Source organism: Bacteroides neonati, assembly GCF_000499785.1.
Lineage (GTDB): Bacteria > Bacteroidota > Bacteroidia > Bacteroidales > Bacteroidaceae > Bacteroides > Bacteroides neonati.
Genome location: NZ_HG726020.1, coordinates 172,039 through 194,412 on the forward strand (window position 1 = coordinate 172,039; position 22,374 = coordinate 194,412).

General features: G+C 43.4%; 20 protein-coding genes. 1 reads left to right on the plus strand and 19 read right to left on the minus strand.

The window, feature by feature from the left end; genetic code table 11:
- Positions 1-22: 22 nt before the first annotated feature.
- A complete protein-coding gene (locus TY03_RS03830) occupies positions 23-1,507 on the plus strand; it encodes a RagB/SusD family nutrient uptake outer membrane protein (RefSeq protein ID WP_042367595.1) in 1,485 nt (494 codons plus the stop codon).
- A gap of 84 nt (positions 1,508-1,591) precedes the next feature.
- Here the strand turns inward: TY03_RS03830 and plsY are convergent, their stop codons facing one another.
- The 19 genes from plsY to TY03_RS03925 form a co-directional block, all read right to left on the minus strand.
- Positions 1,592-2,224, minus strand: coding sequence for a glycerol-3-phosphate 1-O-acyltransferase PlsY (plsY, locus tag TY03_RS03835; protein ID WP_042367596.1), 633 nt, complete (start codon positions 2,222-2,224; stop codon positions 1,592-1,594).
- Complete coding sequence (locus tag TY03_RS22795) at positions 2,221-2,943, minus strand: peroxiredoxin (RefSeq protein WP_222860395.1); 723 nt, start codon at positions 2,941-2,943, stop codon at positions 2,221-2,223. The genes plsY and TY03_RS22795 overlap by 4 nt, the downstream gene beginning before the upstream one ends.
- Positions 2,944-2,949: 6 nt before the next feature.
- Positions 2,950-3,726: a DUF1295 domain-containing protein gene (locus tag TY03_RS03845; RefSeq protein ID WP_042367598.1), complete on the minus strand. Its 777-nt coding sequence runs from the start codon at positions 3,724-3,726 to the stop codon at positions 2,950-2,952.
- Between the two features lie 11 nt (positions 3,727-3,737).
- A complete protein-coding gene (locus TY03_RS03850; protein ID WP_042367599.1) occupies positions 3,738-5,555 on the minus strand; it encodes a DAK2 domain-containing protein in 1,818 nt (605 codons plus the stop codon).
- 214 nt (positions 5,556-5,769) lie between these two features.
- A complete protein-coding gene (locus TY03_RS03855) occupies positions 5,770-6,750 on the minus strand; it encodes an aldo/keto reductase (RefSeq protein WP_042367601.1) in 981 nt (326 codons plus the stop codon).
- Positions 6,751-6,895: 145 nt separating this feature from the next.
- Positions 6,896-7,546 (minus strand): response regulator transcription factor, encoded by a 651-nt coding sequence (locus TY03_RS03860; protein WP_081713076.1) that lies wholly within the window; start codon positions 7,544-7,546, stop codon positions 6,896-6,898.
- A 150-nt stretch (positions 7,547-7,696) separates the two neighbouring features.
- Positions 7,697-8,971 carry a glutamate-1-semialdehyde 2,1-aminomutase gene (gene hemL, locus TY03_RS03865; RefSeq protein WP_042367603.1) on the minus strand — a complete coding sequence of 425 codons (1,275 nt, stop codon included), beginning with the start codon at positions 8,969-8,971 and terminating at the stop codon, positions 7,697-7,699.
- Positions 8,965-9,891 (minus strand): glutamyl-tRNA reductase, encoded by a 927-nt coding sequence (gene hemA / locus TY03_RS03870; protein ID WP_042367606.1) that lies wholly within the window; start codon positions 9,889-9,891, stop codon positions 8,965-8,967. Before hemA ends, hemL begins: the two co-directional genes overlap by 7 nt.
- Before the next feature lie 9 nt (positions 9,892-9,900).
- Positions 9,901-10,374, minus strand: a complete 474-nt coding sequence (locus TY03_RS03875) for a precorrin-2 dehydrogenase/sirohydrochlorin ferrochelatase family protein (RefSeq protein WP_042367608.1) — start codon at positions 10,372-10,374, stop codon at positions 9,901-9,903.
- A gap of 17 nt (positions 10,375-10,391) precedes the next feature.
- A complete protein-coding gene (locus tag TY03_RS03880) occupies positions 10,392-11,102 on the minus strand; it encodes a phosphoadenylyl-sulfate reductase (protein ID WP_042367610.1) in 711 nt (236 codons plus the stop codon).
- Between the two features lie 2 nt (positions 11,103-11,104).
- On the minus strand, positions 11,105-12,385 hold the full coding sequence (locus TY03_RS03885; protein WP_222860396.1) for a sulfate adenylyltransferase subunit 1: 1,281 nt from the start codon (positions 12,383-12,385) through the stop codon (positions 11,105-11,107).
- 28 nt (positions 12,386-12,413) lie between these two features.
- The gene (gene cysD / locus TY03_RS03890) at positions 12,414-13,316 is read right to left on the minus strand and encodes a sulfate adenylyltransferase subunit CysD (RefSeq protein WP_042367612.1); all 903 of its coding nucleotides are present in this window, start codon (positions 13,314-13,316) and stop codon (positions 12,414-12,416) included.
- A 12-nt stretch (positions 13,317-13,328) separates the two neighbouring features.
- Positions 13,329-14,297: a porphobilinogen synthase gene (gene hemB / locus TY03_RS03895; RefSeq protein WP_042367614.1), complete on the minus strand. Its 969-nt coding sequence runs from the start codon at positions 14,295-14,297 to the stop codon at positions 13,329-13,331.
- Positions 14,257-16,266, minus strand: coding sequence for a uroporphyrinogen-III C-methyltransferase (gene cobA, locus TY03_RS21720; RefSeq protein ID WP_074434131.1), 2,010 nt, complete (start codon positions 16,264-16,266; stop codon positions 14,257-14,259). Before cobA ends, hemB begins: the two co-directional genes overlap by 41 nt.
- Positions 16,267-16,271: 5 nt before the next feature.
- Entirely contained in the window at positions 16,272-17,120 is an 849-nt protein-coding gene (locus TY03_RS03905; protein ID WP_042367616.1) for a PstA family ABC transporter permease, read from the minus strand.
- Positions 17,117-17,968, minus strand: coding sequence for a phosphate ABC transporter permease subunit PstC (pstC, locus tag TY03_RS03910; RefSeq protein WP_042367618.1), 852 nt, complete (start codon positions 17,966-17,968; stop codon positions 17,117-17,119). The genes TY03_RS03905 and pstC overlap by 4 nt, the downstream gene beginning before the upstream one ends.
- A gap of 71 nt (positions 17,969-18,039) precedes the next feature.
- Positions 18,040-19,020, minus strand: coding sequence for a PstS family phosphate ABC transporter substrate-binding protein (locus tag TY03_RS03915; protein WP_042369106.1), 981 nt, complete (start codon positions 19,018-19,020; stop codon positions 18,040-18,042).
- A 24-nt stretch (positions 19,021-19,044) separates the two neighbouring features.
- On the minus strand, positions 19,045-21,414 hold the full coding sequence (locus TY03_RS03920) for a sulfurtransferase TusA family protein (protein ID WP_042367620.1): 2,370 nt from the start codon (positions 21,412-21,414) through the stop codon (positions 19,045-19,047).
- A 32-nt stretch (positions 21,415-21,446) separates the two neighbouring features.
- Complete coding sequence (locus TY03_RS03925; RefSeq protein ID WP_081713038.1) at positions 21,447-22,289, minus strand: phosphate ABC transporter ATP-binding protein; 843 nt, start codon at positions 22,287-22,289, stop codon at positions 21,447-21,449.
- Between the last annotated feature and the right edge of the window lie 85 nt (positions 22,290-22,374).

The following is a 22,374-nucleotide window of genomic DNA, read 5'->3' on the forward strand; positions in this document are numbered from 1 at the left end:
ATTCATTAAAAAACATCCCATTATGAAACGTTTATCACTCTATATCATCGCAGCCTCTTCGCTTATGCTTCACTCCTGTACAGGCGACTGGCTTAACCTGAATCCATCGACTTCTGTCACGAGCGAGCAAGCAGTAAGCACACTGAACGATGCGCAAACAGCCCTTAACGGCATATACCGACTGGCTGCCTCGCACAGCTATTATGGCGATAACTATCTGTACTATGCCGATTGCAGAGGAGAAGACGTACAAGCACGCATCAGTAAAGGAGCCGGCAGAAGAGTCTCTCCTTACTACGAGTTTAACGTAACGGCGGATGACGCATTCAACGTCACCCGTGTTTGGAACCAACCCTATATCGTTATCCATCAAGCCAACAGCCTGATCGAAAAGATAGACGCCGGAAAAGTGATTACCGACAATACCACCGAACTCAATCGTATCAAAGCCGAAGCATTGAGCATGAGAGGGCTCGCTCTTTTCCACCTCACTCAGCTCTTTGGTATGCCATATACGCTTAACAACGGAAGCTCATTAGGTGTTGCCATCGAAACCACCACCACTCCCCCCACCCATCAGCCGACACGCAATACGGTTGCCGAATGCTATGCTCAAGTAATCAATGACATGGAGCAGGCATTGCCTCATCTGTCGAATAGCAAACACGACGGGTATCAAAACAGCTGGAGCGTAAAAGCATTACTCTCGCGCATCTATCTCAACATGAACAACAATGCGCAAGCACTGAAGTATGCCAAAGAGGTGATAAACAATGGTGGTATCTATACGTTGTTCACGCACGACGAATATCCTCGTGTATGGGGAAAGGACTTCAACTCCGAGTCGCTTTTTGAATTTTATTATACCTTGTCCGAGCCGGCAGGTGGCAGCGGAGGCGAAGGTGCACCGATGGTATATGCCGATAATACCAAAGACTGGAACAACCTGGTGCTGACCAAAGCCTTTCTCGACTTACTCAATGAAGACCCCAAAGACGTACGCCACACACTAACCCGACTACCCGAAAAACCGACCGAAGACGTAGAACCCATTCAGTCGGCAGGGCACCCTAAATACCTGATTAAGTATCCGGGAAAAACAGGAGATGTAACCACCGGCAATCCACAAGACAATGACATTTGCGTCATTCGCCTCTCCGAGGTTTATCTGAATGCTGCCGAAGCTGCTTTCAAACTTGGCAATAGCGAAGAGGCATTGACTTACCTCAATGCCATCGTCACCCGCTCTAATCCTGAAAAATCAGTATCAGCCTCACAACTTACACTGGAACGTATTTTGCAAGAACGCCGCAGAGAGTTGGTTGGCGAAGGACAGGCATTCTTTGATTACCTGCGCAACGGAAAGTCCGTTAGCCGAATCGGTGGATGGCACCTACCCACCTTGTCGGTACAGGCGGCAACCATTACTCCATCAGATCCTCGCGTAGTACTACCTATACCGCAGGCGGAAATCGATGCAAATCCGAATATGATACAGAATCCGTAAGCTATGTAAACAAGAGGGAGAGGGAGAATTGTTAAAATTCTCCCTCTCCCTCTTAACTCAGTTGTATGCATCTTCCATTTACCATTACGGTAACCGTTGGGATGGGAGCTCCTGATTACGTAATAAACGGCTGATATTTTTATGGTGTAAAACAATAATAAGTATCATACAAACCAGCAAATAATATACTGTTGGAGTTATTCCATAAATAACAAACTCGCTGACAACCATCGTAATGGCCAGAACGATAGAGGCCAACGAAACATACTTAAAACACCATTTAGTGATAAAATAAAATGCCACCGAGATAAAAACCGAATAGGGAGCAAGTAAAACGGAAGCACCCAATGTCGTGTTTACTCCCTTTCCTCCCTTGAACTTCAGAAAAATACTGAAATCATGCCCCAAAATAGAGGCAAACGCTACATAATAGATGGATAAATCGGATACTATATTTTGATAATAAGTCACATTTAGATCATACGTTAAATAAAGATATAGACCGACGGGTAAGAGCCCTTTCGCCATGTCCAATAATTGGGTAATGGCTGCAATTTTTCTACCGGCTATTCTCCTTACATTGGTAGAACCGATATTTCCACTTCCCAACTCCCGAATATTTTGTCCGGTTACGTATCGAACCAATAGATATCCTACTGGAATGGAGCCTACTAAATAAGTGGCTAAAACAAATAGTATTTCAATCTGTACTCTCATTTCATTGCTTGCAAAATACGTACAGCCTCATCCACATGTTTCTCCGCATCCATTTGAGAATTAAACAGATAAACGACTTCTCCCTTTTTATTGACTATGTAAGTAACCCTTCCGGGAATCAACCCAAATAGATTGCTTGGCACACCAAATAATTTTCGCACCTTATTGCCCGTATCACTGAGCAGAAGATAATTCAACCGATGCTTCTTAGCAAATGCCAAATGGCTTTCCACGGATTGGGCACTAATCCCAATGATCATCGCATCGGCATCGGCAAACACAGCGAACTGATCGCGAAAGGAACAAGCTTCCTTTGTACAACCGGGGCTATCGTCTTTCGGGTAGAAGTAGATTACTAAATTCTTCTTTCCTACTACAGAGTCTAATGAGAATAATTCGCCATATTGATTTTTGAGTTCAAATGCCGGTACTTTGCTTCCTTCCACTACTTTCATGGTGTCGATATTAAAATAAATAATAAAAAGAACGATATAGACTAAAAGATAGAACAAATAAAAGTTTCGGAATTTACTGTATTTCTTATTTTCGGGATACAGATTTCCAAATAGCCCTTTGATTTCCAACCAGAATACGGGTTTGATATTAATCATCCAACTATCGGTTTGATATACCAGCTTGCGAAACTTACTTCTGTAATATCCCAAGGGAAGCCCCCAAGCTATAAACAGAATGAGCCAAAGATTTTTAGTTAATTCCATGAGCTTTTATTTTTTAGGAAACCAAGGGAAAAAAGAATTTGTTTTTCTTACATACTCATTATACTGCGGTTTGGTATGATTCAATGTCTTTTCGAGCAGAGCCACGCCCGAAACCTTGATAATGAGCAAAGTCATTATCACAGAACCGAGCACCTGCCAGTAGTTTCCGGCAGCGATACTGAATATACCGTAAGCCCACCACACGGCCGAATCACCAAAGTAGTTGGGGTGTCGGGTATATTTCCAGAATCCATAAGACAGTACCTTTCCTTTATTTTGAGGATTGTTTTTAAAACGCGACAATTGATAATCACCCCCAGCTTCGAAAGTAAACCCCACAAGCCAGACCAGAATGCCCAAGTAGTCGAGCACAGCCAGAGCATCTGATTGATTGCCCATACTAACACCCAGTAAAGGCAATGAAATCAGCATAGTCAATACCCCCTGCAATAAAAAGGTCTGAAAAAAGCTAATCCACCAATAGCGTTCGGTGCCATATTTTCTTCTGAACTCTTTGTATCTAAAATCCTCGCCTTTCCCTTTATTTCGCCAGGTAAGGTAGATAGACAACCTCATCCCCCAGATAGTAACCAAAACGAGCATCAGTATTTTTCGAGGAGTCAAATCGCCCGACATCCATACATAAAACGTATTGACCACCACAAAGCCGACTCCCCAAAAAAGATCAACAATACTTACATTCTTCAGTTGAACGCTCAAAAGCCATAAAAGCGTAAAAAGAGCCAAAATAATAAGCGATGCCTGTAAAAAGAGTGTTAACATTACGTTTTCATTTAATTAGTTAATAATAAAGAGATTGCTATCGATCCATTGCCTGCATGCATCCCAATAACAGGCGAAATATCAACAATAGAGGCGGCGTTTTTACCGATCAGTTTCCTCATATCTTGGGCTGTTTTTTCAGCACCTTCGGGGTTGTGGGCATGTAACACAATATAGTTCCATACCGTTTTCCGCCTACTTATATCTTCGATATGGCTCATTATTTTTTTTAAACTGGAGTGCTGGCTGAAGGTATTCCCAAACAAGAGTGATTTACCCTGCTCGTCCATAGAAATAACCGGATTAAAGCCAAGCAGACTGGCGATAAAACCTTTGGGCTTCGACACTCGTCCTCCTTTAATCATATACTTCAGGTCGCGAACACTGACAAATATCTTTGTTTGCGCCCTATCGTCAGTAATCATTTTCACAATAGAATCAGCCGTTTGGCCGGCTTCAATGTTTTTTGCAGCTTTCAGTACAAGCAGCCCCAATGCCCCAGATAAATTTTTAGAATCAATCACATAGACCGGCTTATTAAACTCTTTCGAAATACGCTTGGCGGCTTTTGCACTATTACTAAAAGTTCCACTGAATTGACTGGTCAGGTGTATTGCAATAACAGCATCGTAATGCGAAGCCAGATGGGAGTACAAATTAGTGAACGTCTGTTCGTTTATTTGAGACGTTTTAGGAAACTCGGTTGCCGATTCAAGCATATCGTAAAATTGATCGGGAATCATCGTTACTTTATCCAAAAAATGATTGTCACCGAAATTCAGATTGAGCGGAACAACGTTTATTTGATAATAATCAATCAATTCCTGCGCCAGATCGCAAGAAGAGTCAGTCACCAATGCAATATTCCATTTGCGTTTGGTAGCCGCTTCCTGTTGTCGAACCATGTCGTCGACTTTCTGAAAAGTAATAGTACCACACGCTTTCAACTCCTGAAAAAGTTCAGCGGGCCGATTGGTATGAACATGAATCCGGCAAATCGTTTCGGAACCGGCTACCACTACCGAATCACCGTTTTTACTTACTATTTTTTGAATCTCAGCATGGCCAACCCTCAAGTTTTTAATGATAGCTTCGGTACAGAAGCGATAAGTTATTTCCTGATCGACCATATGCTCAGGGTGAATAAGAGAAATGTTTGTTTGAAAACCGACAGCCAACTGCCGAATATTGCCGGTTCGCACAAAATCAATGATCCCTTTCATGAACAACACAAAGCCCTTTGCTCCTGCATCGACAAAGCCCGATTTATTTAACACCTTTAGTTTGAAGGTGGTTTCGGATAAGGATTTCTCCAACACGCAGAAAGAGTCGATTATCACATTTTTAAAATCATGAATCTTTTCTTTCTTCGTATTAAGAAACTCTGCCCACTCTTTAATAACCGTTAGCATAGTGCCTTCGACAGGATTCGAAATAGCCCTATAAATATAAGGAATCGACCGGCAAACGCTTTCGGCAAATTCGGTGATATTGATTCCGGCTTTGTTTTTTGTTTCACAACTCAGCCCATATAAAAACTGAGCAAAAATAACACCCGAGTTGCCTCTGGCTCCGACCAATGCTGCTTCTGCAATCTCATTTACTGTCGTTTTATACGATTTGTGCGGTTTGATGTTGTCTAATACAGATCGAACAGTAGCAGCTAAGTTGGTTCCGGTATCTTTATCATTTACCGGAAAAACGTTGATCTTATTTATTTCCGCCTGATGCTGAAGTAGCTGGTTCGCACCGGCAAGAAACGAATAGTAAAGAATCTTTCCGTTAACGACCGTATTGTAATTATTGTTTTTTTCTGCGTATTCAGCCATTGTTCTAATCGTTTGAAATTAATCTTGCCCGTTACTAACAAACAATTCAAACTGACTTTGAGTTCACCGAATAAGTCTAAATAAAGGAATAATCAATAGAAAGGAAAGAGAGGTCGAATGTTGATATGTATTAAAGGAAAAGAGCATCCGACTAGTACAAAGAGACTGCGGGCAGTCCGAAGAGTTCTTCGAGCTTCCCGCAGTATAGCAAAAATCACCACAAATGGTGTACCAACGGTTTGATATGCAAATTATAAACCTGCTCCACCAGCTGCATTTGAGCGGGAGTGAAAGATGGAAGCATAGCAGCCCGGGCATTCTGAGTGATCTGCATCGGAGAGCTAGCACCCGGAATAACACTACTCACAGCCGGATACATCAAAATATAACGCAAGGCCGACAGTGCGAGATTGTCTGTTTGTAATCCTTCTTTAAGCTCTTGGGCAGCTTGCAACCCGATAGTATAATCGACACCCGAAAATGTTTCTCCTTTGTCAAAAGCTTCTCCATTGCGGTTGTACGAACGGTGGTCGGCAGCTCCGAAGGTAGTAGCAGCGGTGTATTTACCGGTAAGCAATCCGCTTGCTAAGGGCACACGCACAATAATGCCTACATTTTTCTCTTGCGCACGTTCAAACAATTCCTGAGCGGGACGCAAGCGAAACATATTAAAGATAATTTCGATAGCCGAGATATCGTATTCGAGTGCCTGCAACGCTTCGTCGATACGCTCTACACTGACTCCGTAGTGTTGTATTTTTCCGGAAGCTTTTAGTCGGTCCAAGGCATCAAAAGCCGTTTTGTTGTGATACACTTCGGAAGGCGGACAGTGCAACAGCACAAGGTCGAGACTATCCACCTGCATATTGCGCAGAGAATCTTCTACAAACCGGTTGATGTTTTCTGCATTGTATCCCTGAGCACAATGTGGGTCAAGCTTGCGTCCACATTTGGTCACGACAAAAATCTTTTCCTCTTTCGTTTTCAGAAACTTACCTATGGCGCGCTCACTTTCTCCTCCTTGGTAAATATCGGCCGTATCAATAAAATTAATTCCTGCCTGATAGGCGGCTTCGAGCGTATCCATCGCATTCTGCTCATTAAACTCCTCACCCCACTTAGAGCCGAGTTGCCAGGTACCCAATGATATCTCGCTCACACGGAAACCTGTTTTACCTAATATTCTGTAATTCATATTTCTTCTTTGTTATTTCAACAAAGATATTGATTTGTTGGCACATACCCAATACAAGTAAATAAAAAGCTTTCAAAACAGTTATTGACGGTTCAACGATTTCCTTTTAATACCACTAATCTCTTATCACATAATTCATTCATCGCTAAATATAATACTCTACCATATCCACCAGTCCGGCACGTAGGGCATATTTAGTCGCTTCGTATACATTGTTTGTTCCAAGTTTCCTGAAAATATTTTTTTTATGAGTAATAATGGTATGAGTGCTAGAGATACGCTCCATCGCTATTTCTTTTACTGATTTTCCGCGTACAATCAGTTTTAGTATATCAATTTCTGTGGCAGTCAGTATGGAATGAATTTTAGGCTTGTTAATATCGATAATCAGTAAATTAGTAATCTGATTACATAGAAAACGTTCGCCGCGCGCAGCATAAATTAGAGCAGAACAGATCTCTTCACCTAAATTCTCTTTCAAAATCATACCTATATTCCTTTTTACACTCAGTTGACGGATAAGGTCATCACTAAATTCATTAGAAAATAGAATCCAAGAAGCACCTGAAAAGCGATTTCCAATAATGAAGAACTCTTCTATGCCATTCAGGTCGAACAGTATATAATCAAGAATAACCACAGGTTTACTATGCTCTATAAGCGCAAGTGTCAGCCCCTTCTTATCCACGACATCCACAATACGATACTCTGTAAAAGTCATAGAGATATATTGGCGTAATCCCATTCTGGTTATATCCTGATTATCTGCAATAATAAATGTAGTATCGGTGTTTATCATTATCCATTTTTTATCTTTTGGTTTAATCACCGGAGCACTTACAGCTATACTAGTTGCTCCATCGAAAATTTATGCCTCTGCAAATATAGTAATGGCTTCATAATCATACAATACCACATATGTGGTATTGTATGATTATCTTAACGATCATCCATTAAAATTCCCGGCAATACTGGCTACTCTATCTAATTGTTTCTCAGTATGAGCCACAGATACGAAGCAAGCTTCGAACTGTGAGGGAGACAAATAGACGCCATGTGCTAACATATAGCGAAAAAAACTTCCAAAGCGAACGGTATCGCACTGCCTCACATCTTCAAAATTATTCACTTCACCTTCGGTGAAAAATAAGGTGAACATATTTCCAACAGCATTAATAACGATACCTTTACCAGCCAGTTGCTTTCTCAATTGCTCAACAAACCGACCTGCTTTTTTATTCAACGCATCGTATACACCTTGTTGAGAGAGGAGATCAAGAGTCTTTATCCCAGCACTCATTGCTACCGGATTTCCAGATAGTGTACCCGCCTGATAAACATCCCCCTCAGGTGCCAACATTTGCATAATATCTGCCCTTCCACCAAAGGCTGCAGCAGGAAACCCACCACCTACAATCTTTCCTACGGTAGTTAGGTCGGGCGTAATATTAAATAATTGTTGAGCCCCACCGGCTGTCAGACGAAAACCGGTAATCACTTCATCAAAAATAAGCAGAGCGCCATAAGCGAGAGTCACTTCACGAAGGTAATGCAGGAAACCGTTTTGGGAAGGTACTACGCCCATATTGGCAGGTACAGGCTCTACGATGACGGCTGCAATTTCCTTACCGTGAATACTAAACAGATGGTCGACCGCCTTTTTATCATTGAAGGGAAGGCATAGCGTATATGCCACAAACGCATCTGGAACACCGGCAGATAAAGCGCTAGCTAAAGTAGTCACTCCTGATCCGGCACCAACAAGCAGATGATCGACATGTCCGTGATAGCATCCGACAAACTTCACAATCAGATTTCGGTTGGTATATCCCCGAGCCAGACGGATGGCCGACATCACCGCTTCAGTACCCGAATTAACAAAACGCACACGTTCCATCGAGGGGATAAAATGATTGACTCTACGAGCGAGTTCTGTTTCCTGTAAAGTAGGAATACCATAACTAGTTCCAAGTTTAATCGATTGATTAACAGTACGCAAAACCGCTGAATGAGCATATCCGAGAATAAACACCCCCCATGATAAACAAAAATCGATATAATCGTTACCGTCCACATCTGTCAATATTACTCCTTTGGCTCGCTCAATGAAAAGAGGATTCTCTCCCACAGCTTTTAAGGCACGCACGGGACTGTTTACCCCTCCGGGAATATACTTCAATGCCTCTTTATAGGCTGCAATAGATTTTGTTCTGTTTAACATTCGGAAGTTTGTTTTATGAATGATGAGTCAATAAGCAACGTTTTTTTCACCTCCTGCCACTTGCCTAACTTGGCCATCTCTTCTTCAATAATCTTTTCTGCACTTTTTACTTCATTCTGTCGATACGAGAGCGTTTGTTTAGCAAAATGTTCGATATCTTCGATATTATACAAGGTGATGCCCGGCATGTCTCCTACGCACTGATCCACATCGCGCGGAAAAGCAAGATCAAATACTAGTATTTCACCTCTGTCTTGGGGGAAGTCTGCAGGATGAATGAGCGAATGGGGAGCAGAAGTAGCGCAAATGAGCACATGAGAGAAACGGAGTAAGTCCCTCTTCTTGTCTAACGCCATGGCTGTACCATTATACTTTCGAGCCATCTCAACGGCTTTTTCGATATTACGATTAGATAGATATATATTGACTGCACCTCGGGCCGTAAGAAATTTCAGTATATTCTCCGTCAATTTGTTGATGCCGATAATACCCACTATTTTGTTTTTCAAATCGATACCATACTCACCTAGCATATCGACAGTAACCTGACTGTGCGAAACAGCTCCCTCGGCAATTTTTGTTTCGGTTCGCACACGCTTACCTACGTGTATAGCCGTCTGAAACAATCGGTTAAGCGAAGACGATAGGGAGTAATTTCTTGCTGCCTGCACATACGCCTGCTTCAGTTGCCCTTGTATGGCACGCTCACCAATGAGCGAAGATTCCAGTCCGGAAGCAACTCTGAACAAGTGACGAGCCAGTTTATCAGGTATTTCGCCTTCGCCCCAATATACTTCGACACGATTGCAGGTAGCCAACAGCACGTGTGGCACACTTTGGTCCAGTTTTATAGTTGCCGATAGGTTTTCTCTTTCGGCAAGCGTATAGTCGGCATGATTGATTGATTTACTTTGAATCATATTGGTTTGTTATTTAAGAGACTCTTTATCTATTTGCACCCATTCTATAATCCGGTCACGTATTCGGAGCGATCTGCGCACATCGGTTGCATTGGAGGAAACCGAAATGCAAATCGCCCCTTCTTGGTAAATGGCAGGTGAAGCAATATCACATAAAGCCGGATTGTCACATACGCTGGCCAGCACTCCCAACTCCTGGGCATCTTGTTTGATTTGTCGGTTCAGTACTTCATTTTCAGTACAGATATAGGCCAAAAATACGCCCCGAAGATCTTCCTTCTCGTACTTCTTCTGTATTAATGTGAAGGGTAGCGCACGAAATCCTTCACGAAAGTCTGGCGAAAAAACGGTTGCCTCTTTTGTAAAGCGGCTAAGGATCGTTGCTTTATGCATTCCTACCTTACCCCCACCTATTATCACAATTTTCTTTCCGGTGATATTAAGAGAAACCGGTAGAAAAATGAGGTTATTGTCTGTATTCATAAACTGTTTTTTATTATTTACCTGCGATGCAGACCACACTCCTTGTGTTCAGGGCTCTCCCACCACCAACGACCGGAACGGATGTCTTCGCCCGGCACAACCGAACGGGTACAAGGCTGACAGCCAATGCTAGGAAAATTTCTTTCGTGTAAAACATTAAACGGTACATTATGTGCACGTATATAATGCCACATTTGTTCTTCTGTCCAATGTACCAACGGGTTTACTTTAATCAACCGATTAGTGGCATCCCATTCCACACTCTTTACACCTGTACGTGTTACAGATTGCTGGTTACGTAAGCCGCAAATCCACACATCGAGCGTAGCAAAGGCTCGGAGCAACGGCTCTATCTTACGAACGCCACAACAGGCTTTACGCTTATCTACACTCTCGTAAAAGGCATTGATACCGTTGTCTGTTACATATTTCTCGACAGCGTTATGCTCGGGGAAATAGACTTCCATCCGAATATCATATCGGTTATTCGTTCGATCTATCAAGTGATAAGTTTCTGGAAACAGTCGTCCCGTATCAATGGTAAAGATACGTGCATGCGGATTGATACGTACAATCATATCGGTCAGCACTTGATCTTCCAAACCCATACTTGACGCCAAAGCAATACGATTTCCAAAACGCTCGAGCAGATATACCAGAAGTTCCTGAGGCGACTTATTTTCAAAATCTGCACAGAGTTGTGTTGCTACTATTTCAGGGTTTTCCATATTTATTTCTTTTGTTTCGTAGGGTCTGTAATCATTCCGGCACCTACCGTTTCAAAGGTAGATGCATCGATAAAAACGAGGCTTCCTGTCAACCTATTTTCAGCATAATAGTCATAATGCAAAGGTTTGGAAGTCTTCAAACGAGCGTACACGATATCGTTCATATCAACTCGTTTATCGACACCATCTTGTTCGAGCGTGTTAATATTAACTTTGTAATCAATTTCCTTTACCATACCCATCATCTCGCCGGTTGCATGGCGAATGATATACTTGTGATTCAGAGACAAAGGGCAATGATTAAGCCAACATATCAGCAAAGGGATATCTGATCCATGACAAGGTTCCTCTCCCTGTTTCACCAGTATGCAGCCTCGACTCACATCCACATCATCGGCCAAACTGACAGCGACGGATTGGGGTGCAGCAGCCTCCTGTAGGGTTTTATCAGCCTCATCAATGGCTGTTACGGTAGAGTGTGTAAGTGATGGTAGTATGGTTACTTTATCGCCTACTTTCAGTTTACCACTTGCCAGACGTCCTGCATAGGCTCTATAGTCGGGAAATGTAACATTCTGTGGTCGTATCACATATTGCACAGGCAGACGCATGGGTAGCTGCTCAAGACCGTTTTTCAAGGGTAAGGTTTCAAGTAAATGCAGCAGTGTACCACCGGTGTACCAAGGCATATAAACTGAAGGGTTTACCACATTGTCTCCATCGCGTGCCGAGATAGGAATGTAATATACCTGCTTCAGATCGAGCTTCTCGGCTACGGAGGCATATTCTTTTTGAATCTTCCTGTAGACCTCTTCCGAAAAATCAACCAAGTCCATCTTATTGATAGCTACAACCACATAGTCGAGCCGTAACAAGGAGGCAATATACGAATGCCGCTTGGTCTGCTCGAGTATTCCATGACGAGCATCTACTAAAATAATGGCAGAATCCGCAGTAGAAGCACCGGTCACCATGTTGCGAGTGTACTCAATATGTCCCGGCGTATCGGCTATGATAAACTTGCGACGAGGTGTGGCGAAGTAGCGATAAGCCACATCAATCGTAATTCCTTGTTCACGTTCGGCACGGAGTCCATCGGTAAGTAAAGCTAAGTTTACCTCATCGCCTCCCAAGTGCTTGCTGGCTACCTTGACTGCCTCCAGCTGATCTTCGAAAATTGATTTGCTATCATACAGTAAGCGTCCTATCAAGGTGCTCTTTCCATCGTCTACACTGCCGGCTGTAGTAAAGCGTAGCAATTCCATATCTAAATATCCGTTCATCTTCTTTTTCTAATTTCAGGTAAAACAACTAAAAATAACCCGCTTTCTTTCGGTCTTCCATGGATGCCTCCGAGCGTTTATCATCCGAACGTCCTCCACGCTCGGTAACTCTCGAGGAGGCTATTTCGTTAATGATATCTTCAAGGGTATTTGCTTCAGAAAGGGTAACACCGGTACAGGTGATATCGCCTATCGTGCGGCAACGTACTTTATGACGCTCTACCTTTTCTTCGGGTTTAAGCTTCATAAACGGGTAATAGGCCAACCAAACGCCCTCACGTTTAAAAATCTCACGTTCGTGAGTATAATACAAAGAAGGCAATTCAATTTTCTCCTGAAGAATGTATTGCCATACGTCCATCTCAGTCCAGTTACTAAGTGGGAACACCCGGAAGTGCTCATCTTGCTGTTTTTTGCCATTAAACAGATTCCATAACTCGGGTCGCTGGTTCTTAGGATCCCATTGTCCGAATGCATCTCGGTGAGAAAAGAAACGCTCCTTAGCACGTGCTTTTTCCTCGTCACGCCGTGCTCCTCCCAACGCTACATCGAATTTATGCTTCTCCAGTGTATGGAGTAGTGTTATCGTTTGCAGTTTATTACGACTGGCGTTGTATCCGGTCTCTTCGATTACAGCTCCTGTATCAATTGATTCCTGCACCGAACCTACTATAAGCTTCACTCCCATCTTCCTTACCCATGCATCTCGAAAACGAATAGTCTCTTCGAAATTATGTCCCGTATCAATATGTAGAAACGGAAAAGGTATGGCTGCCGGATAAAAGGCTTTGTAGGCCAAGTGGGCTATAACGATAGAGTCTTTTCCGCCCGAAAACAACAAAACCGGTTTCTCAAACAGGGAGGCTACTTCGCGCAAGACATACACGGCCTCGGACTCCAGTTCTTTTAAATGTGTCATTTTTTCTTTCATACTTTTCGTTTTTTATAGTCCGTATTGAACATACCTTTTGGCGTAATAAGATATAATCAATGCAGCTCCCGCACGGCGAATGGCCGTAAGACTTTCGACAAAAACACGCTTTTCATCAAATAAACCCTGTTGTGCTCCATTAATCAGCATGGAGTATTCGCCGGATACCTGGTAAGCCACCATGGGATAAGCGGGAAACTTACGGGAAGCGCGGTATATAATATCCAAATAAGGTAAAGCCGGTTTCACCATAATCCAATCGGTGCCTTCTTCTATATCCGCTTCAATCTCTTCTACCCCCTGATTCATCGTGCGGTAATCCATCTGGTAAGTTTTACGGTCACCAAAAGAAGGGGCTGAACCTGCCGCATCACGAAACGGGCCGTAATAGGCAGAGGCATATTTAGCCGAATAAGCTAGTATTCTGGTAGATAAGTTTGCTGTATTCAGACGCCGACGAATAGCTTCAATCTGTCCGTCCATCATCGCCGAAGGGGCAACGAAGTCTGCTCCTGCCAAAGCATGCTGAAAAGCCATTTCGGCCAACAGCGGCAAGGTTATATCGTTCTCTATATTGTGACAATCGAGCAATCCGCAATGACCATGTGAGGTATATCCGCACAAGCAAACATCCGTAAACACAACGATCTGAGGAAAGCGTGCTTTAATAGCCCGAATAGCCCGGCAAATCAAACTATCAGGTTGATAAGCAGCTGTACCTTGTTCGTCTTTATCAGCTTCGGGAATAACTCCGAACAATAATACTTTGTCAATACCCAGCAATGATACCTCATCAATATCTTTCAGTAATAGATCGATCGAAAAACGATAAACGTCTTTCATCGTTCCAATCTCTTCCTTTACCCCCTCTCCCTCGATTACAAAATAGGGATAGATAAAATCGGATGGAAGAATGGGTGCTACATCAGCATAATTATCTCTAATTTCTTGTGTCTTCCTTAATTCTCTGAAACGTTTCATATAGTTCTTTTTTTAATTTATTGCTGGTGGTTTTTCCTTTGCCAACCAAAGGTATTCCATCAGGCAGATGAATGTATCGATTCTTAAATGACTCTACCCCAGACGGAGAAGAGAACAATATCTTATCATAATGCGAAAGGTCTACTTTCACTACTTCGGGATGAGGTGTATTCTCGTATACCACCAAATTTGTAACTTGGTTACCTATTTGTTCAAGTTTGTCGGAGAGCGTGGTCATCCCCTTATCAGAACGGGGTAGCAGGATACGTTTGCCAACTATACCCTCTTGGGTAAACCAGGCTATCAACCCCTCTGCCGATTCGGTAGATGATTCCAAATCAGGACAAATGTGTCGCTTTAGTAACTCGTCGGAGGTTACGGGACCCACTGATGCTATCTTGACCGATGAGAGTCGGCGTATATCCATTCCTACCTTGTTTAGTAACTCAAAAAAATAGCGGACGCCATAACGACTGGTAAAAACAATCCAATCATAATCAGTTAGTTGCAAGCTACTTATGACCTCTTCGACAATTTCTTTTTTGTTGATACTAACCAGTGGGATATGGGTAATGACTTCGCGATCGGTACTAGAAGGAGCCATGGTACCCGTGAACAGTACAGCTTGCCTACTACGACTGCTTTCAAAAGCCACTACTTCACCAATGATGACTAAGATTGGGGTAGGATAACGAGCAACCGTAAATTGCAACTCTTTCAGGGTAGAAAAAAAGATTTGCTGGTCGGACAAAGATACATTAGTAACCAGAGCCACAGGGAGGTCAGGCCGTCGTCCGCTTCTGATCAATGCTTCGCCTATATCAGCGAGATGAGCCCCCCCCATATAATACACCAGCGTATCGGCCGAAGGCGTTTGCACTGTTTTTTCGTGTCCGGTTACGAAAGCAAAAGAGGAAGCCACCCCCCGATGAGTTAAAGGTATATGCGTATAGGCCGACAATGCCATGCCCGACGAGATACCGGGAATAACAGATATACGAACAAAGCGGCTTTGCATATAATCGATCTCCTCTCTGCCGTGGGCAAATACCATTGGGTCACCTCCCTTCAAGCGCACCACTGCACGGCCAGACAAAGCTGCCCGATAGATTAGTTCATTAATTTCATCTTGATGATGGCTATGCTTGCCTTTACGCTTGCCCACATATACTTTCTCTGCTTGGTATTTGTTGAGATAAGCTTTATCAACCAAGTCATCATGAAAAATCACATCGGCTTCTTTTAAGGCTTTATCCCCTGCTAAGGTAAGCAGTTCAGGGTTTCCTGGTCCGAAACCAACCAAGGTTACCTGTCCGAATCGGTTTCTTATATCATGTGCTGAAAAGGAGGCTTTTAATTCCGGTCGGTTTACCACTCCAATCACCGCCAGATTACCCTGTAAAGGGTGTGTACGAAAGTGTAATTTCTCGGATATCCGCCCCGATAGTCCTAACCTATTCAGGGCACAGGTTGCTACGATGAGTGCATCCACGTATCCATTGTCTACCTGAGCGATACGTTCCTCTATCGTACCTCTTATGGCAACTATCTCGATATCTTTGCGCAGGTGTTCTAATTCGGCCTTGCGTGTTTTTGAGCTAGTACCGATACGACTGCCTGAAGGTAGTTCGGCGAGAGTTAGCGAACCACGACTCAGTAGCGAGTCACTTTGATCGCTCGCCTCGGTAAGGCAATACAATTCGAGCCCTATAGGAAGCGGATAAGGTAAATCCTTGGCCGAATGTACAGCTATATCAACCTGCCCGCTTAATACAGCTTGATCCAATTCACGAGTAAAAATGTCTCCGGCAACATCACTCATGAGCGAAATCTCTTTATGCACGTCTCCGTAAGTAGCAGTCTCTTCGAGTTGATACTGAACAGTGGGAAACAAGCTAAAAAGTTCCTTGACCTGTAATAAAGAGAGTGGACTGTTTCGGGCAATTACTTTGATTGTTTTATTTTCCATTTCATCTATTTTATTCGGTTTCTTGAAAAGCGCGAAGTAACCATTCGTCCTGTTATGCTCAATATCAAGATGATGATCGTTAATAATAAAGCGGCAGCATAGGCCCTTTCGCGCACCTCGGGGATGGGGCTGGACAGTTGAAAGAATACCGACAGAGGCAAGGTAGCGGCAGGTTCGTTGAGCCCTGCCGGGATATTATCTGTAAACCCCGCAGTAAACAAAACACCCGCTGCATCGCCAATGGCACGTCCGATAGAGAGTAAGGTAGCAGTAGCTACACCGGGAGCTATTTGTCGAAGCACCACCTTGCATACCTCCAACCGGGTAGCACCCAATGCATAAGTCGACTCCAATAGTTCTAGGGGGATCGACTTGGCTATTTCATCCATGGAGCGTACAAAAATGGGAACAGTCAACATCGTAATGACAACGATACCGCCTAAAAGGGAGGTTTTTAACCCGAAGAAAATCATAAGGGTAAAGGCAAAAGCTCCATACACAATCGAAGGAATACCAAAAAGTACATCGAACGATAAGCGTGTTAGATAGGTAAGTCGTGAGCCTTTCTTCAGATACACATTCATATAGAATACGATGGGAATGCTAATAAGCAAGCCCAGCACGGTAGAACCTCCTACCACCATCAGTGACCCCACAATGGCATTCAGTATTCCCCCTTCTCTTCCCAAATAAAACCCTCCACCGGGCAATGAAGTGATCATCTCCCAAGTTAACGAAGGGAGGCCGGTTTTGGCTATCGTCCAGATAATACTGCCAAAGAAGCCAAGTACCGTCAGGGTTGCCAACAGCATCAAAGCATGAATCACTTTCTCTTCTATAAATTTCAATCTCATAACTTAAATTTCTTTTCAACATTATGCAGCACAATCCGAGAAAGTACATTGAATAACAAAATAAGGACAAACAGAATCAAGGCTGCAAACATCAGAGCCGATTCATACATGGGCAACGAGAGCATCTCTCCGTAGTTATTCGCTATCAGTGCCGGCAAAGGATAAACACTATCAAGCGGTGAGTGAGGGATGCCCACCATATTACCGCAAACCATTAACACTGCCAATGTTTCGCCAAAAGCTTTCGATACCGCCAACACAATGGTAGCAATGATGCCAGGCGAAACTTTTCGAAGCACAACCAATCTGGAGGTTTGCCATTGTGTAGCACCCAAAGAGGCTGATGCCTCTTTCAAATCGGCAGGAATGGTCGAAAAGAGTTCAACAAAGAGACTTACCAGCAGCGGAATAATCATCACACTCAGAATAATGGATCCTGTAAGCAGGGAATAACCGCTCGTGTAATCGACAAATAGAGGCCCCACCGTATCTGCAATCCAAGGTACAATGAGGAGTGTACCCCACAAACCATAGACTACCGAAGGGATACCTGCCAGAATATCTAATACAGGAAAAACTATTTTCTTCACCACCGGATGCGATCGCTCTGTTAGAAACAGGGCGGTAAGCAATGCAATTGGCACAGCCATGACAACCGCCAACACAGTAACGTAGATAGAAGAGAGAATAAACGACCAAAAGCCAAACTCTCCGTTGAGCGGGCTCCACTCGGTACTCGTCAGCAAGTTCCAAAGCGGATAAGCCTTCAATATAGCAGAAGACTTATAAAAAAGCCCCGCCCCCATAGCGAACAAAGCCAATAGAGACATACCGGTAAGTGCCAGCATAATCCGTCCTAGAATCCGGTCTTTTAGGATCCTCCTTTTTAATAATAATGATTGCACTATACTTTTATTATTTAATCTTTGTTGAGTTTCAATTTATCCCGTTCGTCTGCTAACTGATCATTGGAAAGGCCAATATAACCAGTTTCGTTTGCAAGGTACTGCCCATCTGTCAATACATATTCGAGAAAAGCTACTACTACCTCTTTCTGCGGTCTGCCTTTGGTAACCAAAAACAGATCATGAGCAGGAGGCGATGGATAACGTCCTTCACCGATAGCTTTTACCAATATTTCGGAGGTTTGATAAAAACTCTCTTCCTCGCTAATCCTGCCATCTTCATTCAAGTCAATGGGAATCACCTCCAATCCCTCGAACGGTCGCTTTGTGCGCTGATCATAAACATAGGCTACATTGTTATAACCGATACCTACCTTATCTTTCTGTATGGCAGCAGCTACTCCCGGATCGCCGAAAACAGCTGTTGCCTGTAAAGCCTCCTGCCTTTTACCAAACCAAGAAGCGAAAGTCTCAGCCGCTCCACAAGCATCCGAACGAGTAAACACATGCACGGGAAGTGTCGACGTGGTACCTAGAACCTCTCCCCAAGTGGTCATCCCGCGACTCCATAAGCGGCTAGCCATTTCTTTGGTTATCCCGACCTTTCTGATTACATCTATTTCAGGGTTATTCACGTTGACAGTCAGTACGACTGCATCTTTCACCGTAGCAATTGGATAAGCCTGTTTTTTCAGCTCCTCCGGATAGATTTCTCTAGATACCATTCCAATATCTACCACCCCACTTAATACATCAGTCATTCCTTTACCTGCTCCTCCCCCCGAAATATCTATTTTAACCCCGGGGTGTATACGCTTGAACTCTTCGGCCCATCGTACCACCATCGGATATAGCGCAAATGCGCCTGATAATTGAATGGTGCCTGTCAAACCATCACCCGGTTCAGTGACAATAGCTTTCTGCTGCTGTTGTTTGCCGCCCGAGCAACCTAGCAAAAAGAATAGCATAAGAGATACCCATATATACTTCGACATACTCATTGTTTGTTTCATGCACATTCATTTCTTTTTAATAATCACTTTCCAGTAGTCGGCTATCGGTTCTTGTTCGATTACCGTATGTCCTTCGTTTCTGATTGATGGGGGTACATTCTCGATGGGATGCCCATCATCCAACCAAACTTCGAGCAATTCTCCCGACTGTATCGTCTGCAGTTCGAGCTTAGTCTTCACAAAATTCATCGGACATATTTCGCCACGCAAATCTTTCAGTTTGGTTCGAGACGCAACCTCAGTCAAATCTGTTGCTTCCGGTTCTTTCAATTGTGCTTTCCGGAGTTTTTCAAACTGAAGAGAATCATCCATACTATTGTACAATGCTGTTACAGAATCGGCCAAAGCATATACCTCTTTACTGAAAGGTATAAAATTGGCTTCGCTATCGTTACGCGCATTCAGCAACAACGGTTTATAGGCTTCATCGACATAGCCGGTTGACAGGAAATGCTCTATAAACAAATCGAAGGTCTCGGCGATACTCTTTGGATCGAGCCCACGGGTCACTAACAGCATCCGGGCAGAAGAATAGAGAATATCGTATATCAAGCGATTCATTGGAGCCACTTCATTGACTGTTTCGAGCTGCTTCTTACTTTCGGCTATGGTGTCTAAATCGACTTTGATCATATCAAAAAGACCTGCCGCACATTCTGCCTTACCACGTGATTTAATCTCAAATAGCTCCTCCGCTCCCCAATCGAAATAATAATTCTTATCTTCGACAAACGAAGGAATATGCTTATACTCTGCTATCAGCTGCAATGCCTTCTCTCTTCCTTCTCCCCTCAAATAAGAAGAGAAGTTGCCCTGACCGGCAACCGATAGGAAAGCACTCAGTAACCGTGCGGTAAAGCGAGGTACATCTCTTGCACTCAAATTCCCTACCGGTTCTGCTAACTGTGGGTTCTCTTTACGACTAGCTGCAAGGAAGACCTGATAGCCAGGATAAGCACGATCATTGCGTAACACCCTACCGGCAAAACCGATATCAGCCCAAAGTTGTTGCCCGCAAGAGTTGGGGCACCCTGTTACATGAATCGATACATTACTCAGTCGATCTAGATCGAGATCACTTTCCAACAACTCCCGACGAATAGCCGAAGCTAACCCTTTGGACAATCCAATTCCTAGTCGACAAGTATCAGCTCCTGTACAAGATATGATGTTGTTCACCATAGCAGGAACAGCCGCCTCCTCTTCAAAATCACTTAACAGAGAATATAACTCGGGCAATGCCTCTTCGGGAAGATTACGCAACCGTAGGTTTTGTGTGTTCGTAAAGCGAAGCGTATGTTCGCCAAACACTTGCAGGAAAGTAAGCAAACGTTCGATTCTACTCACTTTTTTCTCATCCAGCCACATATTACCTAGAATGACCGGAAGCAAAACCGTAAAATAACCACTTTGCCGTTGCGCTACTACATACCGCTTCTTCCATAACTCATAAGATTCGTTTTCGGCCGGAGGATTTTCAGGACTCTTATAGGTATAAGCCGGACGCTCCTCTTGGGGTTCTCCAAGCTCCAAGAGTATCCCCCGATCCTTTTCTTTTGCATAATAAGTTTTAATCAAACGCAATGCTTCTTCGGCTCCCAACTTATAGAATATAAACCGAATACGCGCCTGATTCTTATTTTTACGATTGCCATGATCCGAGAAAAAGTTTTTCAATGCTTTAACCAAGATATACAACTCCTCGGTAGGAATAAAATCGAACAAAAGCCATCCTGTAGTCGGCTTAATACCTGCTCCTCCTCCTACATAAACCCGAAAACCTCTTTTTCCCTCTTTGACGGTAGCTATCAGGCCGACATCATTAATGGCAGCATAGTCTATGTTTTGTTCGTCAGACGAAAAGGCAATCTTCATTTTACGAGGAAGTAGGTAAGAGTCCGGTTCGGCAATCACTCTCGAGGTAAGTTCCATAGCATAGGGCGTTGTATCGTATGTCTCGCCGGCTGCTATACCGCTGTATTCGCTGACCATAATGTTGCGGATGGTATTGCCTCCTCCACCCTTCGTCGCTAGTCCGTACGGTTGAAGTGCAACCAATATCGGTTCTACCTCATCCAATGATAGGTTTTGAACCTGAATCTCCTGTCGGGTAGTAATATGTAGCAGATTGGAACCATGCAACCGGGCGACCTCTATCAATCGAAGCAGTTGCGACGGATAAATCACCCCTCCTGTTGCACGTACACGCACCATATACACTTCATTTTTGCGTTGCTCATAAATTCCCATCGGTACACGAAACGCTTTAAACTCTGCTGCCGATATTCGTTTTTGTTCATAGTCTTTCGCCAATAAGGCTAATTTAGAAATATCGTCGGATAGTGTTTCCGGCAATCGATACGTAGTTTCACCCATAATTAGTCATTTAGTTAGTTATCAATATATCTTTAGCTGAATGCCCCCGATAGGTATTGCTTGGTTAGTTCATGCTTCGGATGGTTAAATACTTCATTGGCCGTACCTGTTTCTATAATTTCACCCAGATAGATAAAGATAACATGGTTGGCTATGCGCAAGGCTTGTCGCAAAGTATGTGTCACGAGTACAATACCGTATTTGTCCTTTAGTTTTAAAAATAGATCTTCGATATGGCGACTCGATATCGGATCGAGCGCAGAGGTAGATTCGTCTCCTAATATAAAACGAGGCTCTACAGCAAGACCACGAGCAAGGCATAGACGCTGTTGCTGCCCGATGGACAGCCCTGAGGCAGGTGTATGAAGTCTATCCTTCACCTCTTCCCACAACCCTGCAGAATGAAGTTTCTCCTCTACAATACCATCAAGAGATTGACTGCCCCCGATCGAGTGGATGCGGCAGCCGAAAGCAATATTATCATAAATAGACATGGGGAGCGGCGTAGGACGTTGAGAGAGTAGCCCCATCTTCTTTCGGATATGAGTCAATTCGGTATTCTTTCCATAAATATTTTCTCCATCGATGGTGATACTACCATTGACACGAACCTTTTCATTATTATCAATCAACCGATTGATCGATTTCAACAAGGTAGACTTTCCACACCCCGAGGGTCCGATAATACAAGTTATTTTGTCATCGGGAATATCAAGATTGATATTCTTTAATATATGATTATTGTCAATGAAGACATTCAAATCTCTGATTTGGATACCTGTATTTTTACCATACCGTTCAGACAAAGCAAGCGTACTTGGCACATTACGCTCCGGCGGATAGAAAAAATGCTCTATATAAGAAAGTGCTCCCATTATAATCTTAATTTTAAATAAATACGGAAATTTTTCTTTATCCCGACGGTGCAAATTTACGGTTTGTTTCACCGCCTCGAAATAC

Excerpts from the sequence above, each read along its gene's own strand:
- pstC (WP_042367618.1), bottom strand. The coding sequence starts at position 17,968 with ATGCTGGCACTTACCGGTATGTCTCTATTGGCTTTGTTCGCTATGGGG.
- TY03_RS03885 (WP_222860396.1), bottom strand. The coding sequence starts at position 12,385 with ATGAACGGATATTTAGATATGGAATTGCTACGCTTTACTACAGCCGGC.
- TY03_RS22795 (WP_222860395.1), bottom strand. The coding sequence starts at position 2,943 with ATGGAATTAACTAAAAATCTTTGGCTCATTCTGTTTATAGCTTGGGGG.
- hemA (WP_042367606.1), bottom strand. The coding sequence starts at position 9,891 with ATGATTCAAAGTAAATCAATCAATCATGCCGACTATACGCTTGCCGAA.
- TY03_RS03915 (WP_042369106.1), bottom strand. The coding sequence starts at position 19,020 with ATGTCGAAGTATATATGGGTATCTCTTATGCTATTCTTTTTGCTAGGT.
- TY03_RS03925 (WP_081713038.1), bottom strand. The coding sequence starts at position 22,289 with ATGGGAGCACTTTCTTATATAGAGCATTTTTTCTATCCGCCGGAGCGT.
- hemL (WP_042367603.1), bottom strand. The coding sequence starts at position 8,971 with ATGTTAAACAGAACAAAATCTATTGCAGCCTATAAAGAGGCATTGAAG.
- hemB (WP_042367614.1), bottom strand. The coding sequence starts at position 14,297 with ATGAAACGTTTCAGAGAATTAAGGAAGACACAAGAAATTAGAGATAAT.
- TY03_RS03905 (WP_042367616.1), bottom strand. The coding sequence starts at position 17,120 with ATGAGATTGAAATTTATAGAAGAGAAAGTGATTCATGCTTTGATGCTG.
- TY03_RS03875 (WP_042367608.1), bottom strand. The coding sequence starts at position 10,374 with ATGAATACAGACAATAACCTCATTTTTCTACCGGTTTCTCTTAATATC.
- cysD (WP_042367612.1), bottom strand. The coding sequence starts at position 13,316 with ATGAAAGAAAAAATGACACATTTAAAAGAACTGGAGTCCGAGGCCGTG.
- TY03_RS03845 (WP_042367598.1), bottom strand. The coding sequence starts at position 3,726 with ATGTTAACACTCTTTTTACAGGCATCGCTTATTATTTTGGCTCTTTTT.
- TY03_RS03855 (WP_042367601.1), bottom strand. The coding sequence starts at position 6,750 with ATGAATTACAGAATATTAGGTAAAACAGGTTTCCGTGTGAGCGAGATA.
- cobA (WP_074434131.1), bottom strand. The coding sequence starts at position 16,266 with ATGGAAAATAAAACAATCAAAGTAATTGCCCGAAACAGTCCACTCTCT.
- plsY (WP_042367596.1), bottom strand. The coding sequence starts at position 2,224 with ATGAGAGTACAGATTGAAATACTATTTGTTTTAGCCACTTATTTAGTA.
- TY03_RS03830 (WP_042367595.1), top strand. The coding sequence starts at position 23 with ATGAAACGTTTATCACTCTATATCATCGCAGCCTCTTCGCTTATGCTT.
- TY03_RS03850 (WP_042367599.1), bottom strand. The coding sequence starts at position 5,555 with ATGGCTGAATACGCAGAAAAAAACAATAATTACAATACGGTCGTTAAC.
- TY03_RS03880 (WP_042367610.1), bottom strand. The coding sequence starts at position 11,102 with ATGGAAAACCCTGAAATAGTAGCAACACAACTCTGTGCAGATTTTGAA.
- TY03_RS03920 (WP_042367620.1), bottom strand. The coding sequence starts at position 21,414 with ATGGGTGAAACTACGTATCGATTGCCGGAAACACTATCCGACGATATT.